9 protein-coding genes are annotated in these 5,301 nt (G+C 51.6%); all 9 read right to left on the reverse strand.

Going from position 1 to position 5,301, the window contains the following annotated elements:
- Positions 1–161: 161 nt before the first annotated feature.
- Positions 162–845 carry an N-6 DNA methylase gene (locus Xind_RS17430; protein WP_187650628.1) on the reverse strand — a complete coding sequence of 228 codons (684 nt, stop codon included), beginning with the start codon at positions 843–845 and terminating at the stop codon, positions 162–164.
- Positions 846–948: 103 nt separating this feature from the next.
- Entirely contained in the window at positions 949–1,872 is a 924-nt protein-coding gene (locus tag Xind_RS17435) for a DUF1281 domain-containing protein (protein WP_187650629.1), read from the reverse strand.
- 91 nt (positions 1,873–1,963) lie between these two features.
- Positions 1,964–2,263 (reverse strand): TA system toxin CbtA family protein, encoded by a 300-nt coding sequence (locus Xind_RS17440; RefSeq protein WP_338114367.1) that lies wholly within the window; start codon positions 2,261–2,263, stop codon positions 1,964–1,966.
- Between the two features lie 9 nt (positions 2,264–2,272).
- The gene (locus tag Xind_RS17445) at positions 2,273–2,815 is read right to left on the reverse strand and encodes a hypothetical protein (RefSeq protein WP_187650630.1); all 543 of its coding nucleotides are present in this window, start codon (positions 2,813–2,815) and stop codon (positions 2,273–2,275) included.
- A gap of 121 nt (positions 2,816–2,936) precedes the next feature.
- On the reverse strand, positions 2,937–3,398 hold the full coding sequence (locus Xind_RS17450; RefSeq protein ID WP_187650631.1) for an antirestriction protein: 462 nt from the start codon (positions 3,396–3,398) through the stop codon (positions 2,937–2,939).
- Positions 3,388–3,834, reverse strand: coding sequence for an antirestriction protein (locus Xind_RS17455; protein WP_187650632.1), 447 nt, complete (start codon positions 3,832–3,834; stop codon positions 3,388–3,390). The genes Xind_RS17450 and Xind_RS17455 overlap by 11 nt, the downstream gene beginning before the upstream one ends.
- 448 nt (positions 3,835–4,282) lie before the next feature.
- Positions 4,283–4,645: a DUF6862 domain-containing protein gene (locus Xind_RS17460; protein WP_187650633.1), complete on the reverse strand. Its 363-nt coding sequence runs from the start codon at positions 4,643–4,645 to the stop codon at positions 4,283–4,285.
- Positions 4,642–4,893: a VENN motif pre-toxin domain-containing protein gene (locus Xind_RS24645; protein WP_420856079.1), complete on the reverse strand. Its 252-nt coding sequence runs from the start codon at positions 4,891–4,893 to the stop codon at positions 4,642–4,644. The genes Xind_RS17460 and Xind_RS24645 overlap by 4 nt, the downstream gene beginning before the upstream one ends.
- A complete protein-coding gene (locus Xind_RS24650) occupies positions 4,802–5,008 on the reverse strand; it encodes a hypothetical protein (protein ID WP_420856080.1) in 207 nt (68 codons plus the stop codon). The genes Xind_RS24645 and Xind_RS24650 overlap by 92 nt, the downstream gene beginning before the upstream one ends.
- Positions 5,009–5,301 lie beyond the last annotated feature (293 nt).

Here is a 5,301-nt window from a genome sequence, read left to right on the forward strand (position 1 = left end):
TTCCTCTTTGGCTTCAAATTTAGCCCAGTGTCGGTCAATCCCACGCTGAAACAAGGCGAAACTCTTTTTGCGAAAATGAAAATTGTTTGTATGACTTACACTTAAACGTAAAAAGCGCCCCGAAAGGCGCAGTAGTGGAACAAAGAAGATGCAAACAGAAATCAGGCTACTTGTTCATATGCCTGCAAACGCTGCGACCAGTTGCCCAGATAATGGGCCGGTGTGTAGCGTGTTCGTTTGCTGCCACCATCATACAGAGCATCACCGATGGTGACCGCCGCCGGAATACCGGTCAGGGAAAGCTGGATATACGCCATCACCGCCGCCAGCGGGTCGATATCAATCGCAGACACCCACATACTGGACAACGGATCATGTCCCTGCTCCCTTAATACCTCGGCAGCCGCCAACATCATACAGGCCGCACCACAGCATGGTTCGTGGAAAGTAATAAAGGGTTGGGTCTGCAACAAGTCAGACACCTCATTCAACTGTAATTGTGCCATCATTCTGGCGACACTCCAGGGCGTAAAGAACTGCTGAAGTCCCTTATTGCCCAGCTCCAGTTGCATAAACACGCTGCCGAGAAAATCACAGGGGGCTTCTGCCAGGGCCAGCGCGGTATAGGAAAAGAGTTTCACAATCCGGTCAATATCTTCCCGTTCATACTTGTTGATGGTTTTCAGATAGAACTGCTCCAGTTCCTCACTGAAACAGTATTTATTGTGAATGGCCGCCATTGCACAGTTGCAAAAATCCTGAAAAACCCGATACCGGTTACGGTAACGGGCGGTTTGTTTAAACAGTGAAATAAAGTTTTTCTGGTAGTCCGGACAAGAAGCCATGGCGTGTTTTCCTGATAAAAAAAGGAAAACACGCCCCGGAAGGAGAATGTGTTTCCCCTTTCGGTTGAAGTCAAGATAAATTGATGCTGCGTTGAACAAAAAGTTACTGGCCGACGGCCATCGCCGGTAGTGCCAGTGCCGGTTCGGTTTTGTCTCCGTTAACCAGATACAGGGCCGGACGGTTTTCGCGCCCGGCCTGCCCGTTATGACTGTCCACATGCTCGCCCTGGTCATAGCAGTCGTAACCTTTAAGCTGGCCTGACGGTTCGCTGTACCAGTGGCGGATTTCACAGTCAAATACCGAGGACAGCCCGCCCATCAATTCCGCCGAAGGGGGGACCCACGGGGTGTCAAAACGCACGGTTAAGCTGCTGACATGGCGTCGTTCCCAGCGGACATGATGACCGAACGGCCATTCCAGCCCATAGTGCTCATCGTAGCACTGCGCTGTGGTGGTCATTCCTTTCAGTAAGCCACTGTTGCCGTTAATCTCCGTCGCCAGCCGGGTCGGTCGTATCATCAGCATATCGCAGGGCTGCGCCGAGGTCGGGTAAACCGACAGTTTCTCCCAGCATGCACTGATATCAAGATTGTCAGACCACCCCACCACACCAAACCAGTCGGTATACTGACGGGTCAGCAGGTGGGCAATCATGTCACGTGCTGACGCCGGTATAGTCTCCCAGAGCAGCAGGCTTAAGCCTGACTGGCGGTAGATACTGTCAATCCGCTTCATGTTTTCTGTGGTTAACAACACATTGTCCTGCAACAACGCCAGCCACTGTTCAAACGCCAGATTCTGCGCAGTCGGCGCTGCCGTACCCCGCACCAGTTCCGGATACGGTGTGTAAGTGAGGGGTTTGGTGGGTTTCAGTATCCCCGCACAGCCGGCCAGAAACAGGCGCAGGCTCTGTAATACCGCCTGCCGGTAACGGGGGACTTCTTCTCCGCAGACCCATTGCTGCATCACATCGAGACAAACGGATTTTCCCGTAATTTCCAGTTGATTAGTGACCCATTCTGCCATGGTTAAGTTCCTTTGATTTTTAAGTTTAAAAACCGGAGAAACTGTTCCCCCAGGGAAGTCAGTTCCCCCGATGGGTGATTGAAGAAAAGTGTCAGTTGAAATCCCGTCTGAAGATACCGGCAACCTGACTGTCGACAATGACCGTCAGTTCATCATGCACCCCCAGATATGGTGTACCGGGCGTCATTGCCGAGGCGTCCAGTCGGGTTAAATCGTATTTATCCCCCCGTTCATTGATGGCATCAGACGGCCGGATGCCACTGGCGATAAGTTCGGTTACCGTTTCGGTTTCACACAATGCCGTGTCATTCAGGCGCAAACCAAAATGATGTTGCAGCAACATGTCCGCTATCACCTGCCAGACCGTTAAACGTAAAGGTTCCAGGGTGATACCTCTCCTTCACACGCTGACGGTTGTGCCGTGTCGGAGAATATCCCGGACTTCAGGATGGTGCTGATAATCGGGCGACACCACATGCAGCGACAGTAAATTCGCCTCATGCCACAGGACACGGGCCGCCCCGGCATTCTGCCAGCTCAACTCAAACGTGGCCGACTGACACAAGCGCTGTTGTTTCTGCACCAGTGATAAACGCTCTGATGTCACGGTGACCGGCTGTGCCCAGACAATCTCGTCATCAAAGCGACCACCGAGTACCTTGTTATCTTTGGCGTCATAAATCATCACCGTCAGTGGAAAAAAAGCCCGCCGGCATTGAGCTGAGGGCATTTCCGGTACCGGCCAGTCACCCAAAAGATGGATCACTTTCAACCGCTGTACCGCTTCGGTGACCGAGTCGGTCTCACACACGGTCAGCGTTTCCTCCCACAGCGATTGGGGTCGTTGGGGATGTTGTATCAGGCCGGTGACCTGGACGGTAAAAATGGCTTCCTGCGAGGCCGGTGTCGTGCTCTCCGGCGCAGGTAAAAAAATCGGGTTCATGGTGTGGCTCTCCTTGATTTGAGGTCAATAAAAGACAACACCCGCCCAATACGGGAAGGTGTTGTCGGCTCCCCGGTCAGGCGCTAAAGAAAAGGATTAACAACCTCATGGGTTGATAACGTCAATGGTGATTATTATTGTTATGGATAAGTGACGAGCTGATGATGTCCTCTTTGGGCTGCATCGCCAGTACCGCACGCAGCAGCCCGGTTTCCGGGTGGTGCAGCGCGTATTCGCGCAGTTCGCAGAACCGGAACGCATCGGCATTCGGTTCATCCAACTCAGCGATACGGGCAAACACAATCGCGGTGACAGCCAGACCAAACGCATCCGCAGACAGCGTGGCCGTTAATTTCGTCTCCGGCAGATAAACCGAATAGGTTTTTGCCGCGGTGGGGATCATATACGTGAGGGAATCAGACACGTTCCGGCTGCGCCACTGCTCAGGACGATATTCACCACACAACTGTGAGGCGGTATTCGCCAGCAGGAATCCCAGAAACAACCGTTCCAGTGGCGTTTTGTCGGGAAACACGACCGACAGGGCCAGGCTGTCCAGCAGCATCAGTTCATTATCTGGCATCACGCTCTCCCTTTAAGCCCAGAGCCGCCTGAATACATTGAGCCTGAGGATGTTGCCGCGCATATTCACGCAGGGTGCAAAGCCGCTCAGCATATCCGTCCAGCTTCATCAGGTCAGTCAGATAACCCAATACGCTCAGGGTCACCATCAGCCCAAAGGCATCGGCGGAGACTTCACCTTTAAAGTCCGTCGTACTCACATTGACCACCGCAGGATTCAACCCGGCCGGCACGATATAGGCGATGGGGTCTGACACTTTCCGGCACTGCCATCGGTCACACCGGTCATCGTCACACAGCCCGGCAGCGGCTTTAATGAACGTGTGCTCCAGCAACATCAGTTCCAGTGAACCGGTGTGCGGAAAAATTTCAGCAAAAGGGGACAGTTCAGCCGGAGACACAGTGTGCACCGTGGCCGGGGTAGTATGTTGTTGCATAGTATTCTCCTGATAAAAACAACGGAGAACACCTGACCCAATGGGAAATGTGTTCCCCGTTGGGTGACTGGCCGGTTGACCATCATGGATGAGATTAAGAGACCTTCATCGTCATCAGACTGACGATATCTGCTTCCAAAGGGGCGCAGATGTACCACACCGTAGTGTACTCCCTTGCAGGCTACAGGAGTGTTGCTGTCGCTGCCCGAAGGTGATCCTCACAAGCGACCGGATCATGGATAAGTCTGACTACGCTAATCAGCAGAAATCATCCGGTCAATGGGTAATTCATTTCCCGGGACAAAAAATAATGTCAGGAGCACGGCGGAATTTTTGGGGCGTCAGGGAGAGGGTCATGACTCCAATAGTTAGATTGACATATGCTCTATGGCTTTCAAAAGATAGAAAACTGCGAATGAATTAGTGAATTACGAACTAATGTTCCTCTTCAAAAAAATACGTATCTAACTATTGGCAGCACGACCTGTTCAGGGGTATAACCTTTTTCAACCAACCTAATGATATCGTGAGAATAGTCATTAATCAGCTGACCAAATTTTGCCATTTCATCAGGATATTGATTCAGTACATCATAATAAGTTTGGTACTCGGCATAACCTTGATAAGATTTCTGAGCTTCAATGGCTAATTTTTGCTCACGCAAACAATTCGCGCTTAAACTTCCCTGACAAGCACTCATCAATCGTTCATCACGCGATTGGCTTTCTTTCTTAAGTGTCGTTAATTCCTTATGTTCACTCTCCGTGAGAGTGCCCTCAGCCTGTTTCTTGCTTAATTGCTCCTCTTTCACCTTCTCAGAAAGATGAAGATAGTTATTCTCGACCGCATTCTCGCCGTCTGCGCCCCATCAATCCCACCTGCCGTGGAGTTTGTGGCCAGTCCTGCTGCGATCCCACCGGCTAAGGTAGACAGGTTACTGATTTTTTCCTTCTCATCCGGGGTGAGTTCACTGAATGTCTTGCCCGGGTACCCCACTGACCGACAACGTCTGACCCGCCCGGATGTCTCCCCCGGTATTGGCCAGAGCCAGTCTATCACCCCGGGCGCTCAGGTGCTGATGGGCCTGTAATTGCCCCCCGGTGTTATCCAGAGAATGCGTCAGTGCCAGTGTCGCATTACGCAGCGCCGTGAGTTGCCCCTGACGGTTGTTCAGCCAACCTGTTGAACCGCTTCCAGCTTAAATTCAGCGGAATAGTGGCGTTTGGTGAGTTTCACTTTCATTGTCACACCTCATTGTCATGTGATTAACATTAGCAGGCTTTTGAGGTGTCCGGAATTATCATGCCACTACAACAGCCCGATGGAACGTTTTTTCCGGAGCTTAAAAAGTGAATGGGTCCCTTTGGCCTGTCTCTTGATCACATCTATAGCTCAAGAGACTGTGCAAGCAAGTAACCTTCAAGGATGGTTTGTAATATGAACCATCCTTCCCATAGCCTTTCCCAT

It is taken from the genome of Xenorhabdus indica, from assembly GCF_014467235.1.
Classification (GTDB): domain Bacteria; phylum Pseudomonadota; class Gammaproteobacteria; order Enterobacterales; family Enterobacteriaceae; genus Xenorhabdus; species Xenorhabdus indica.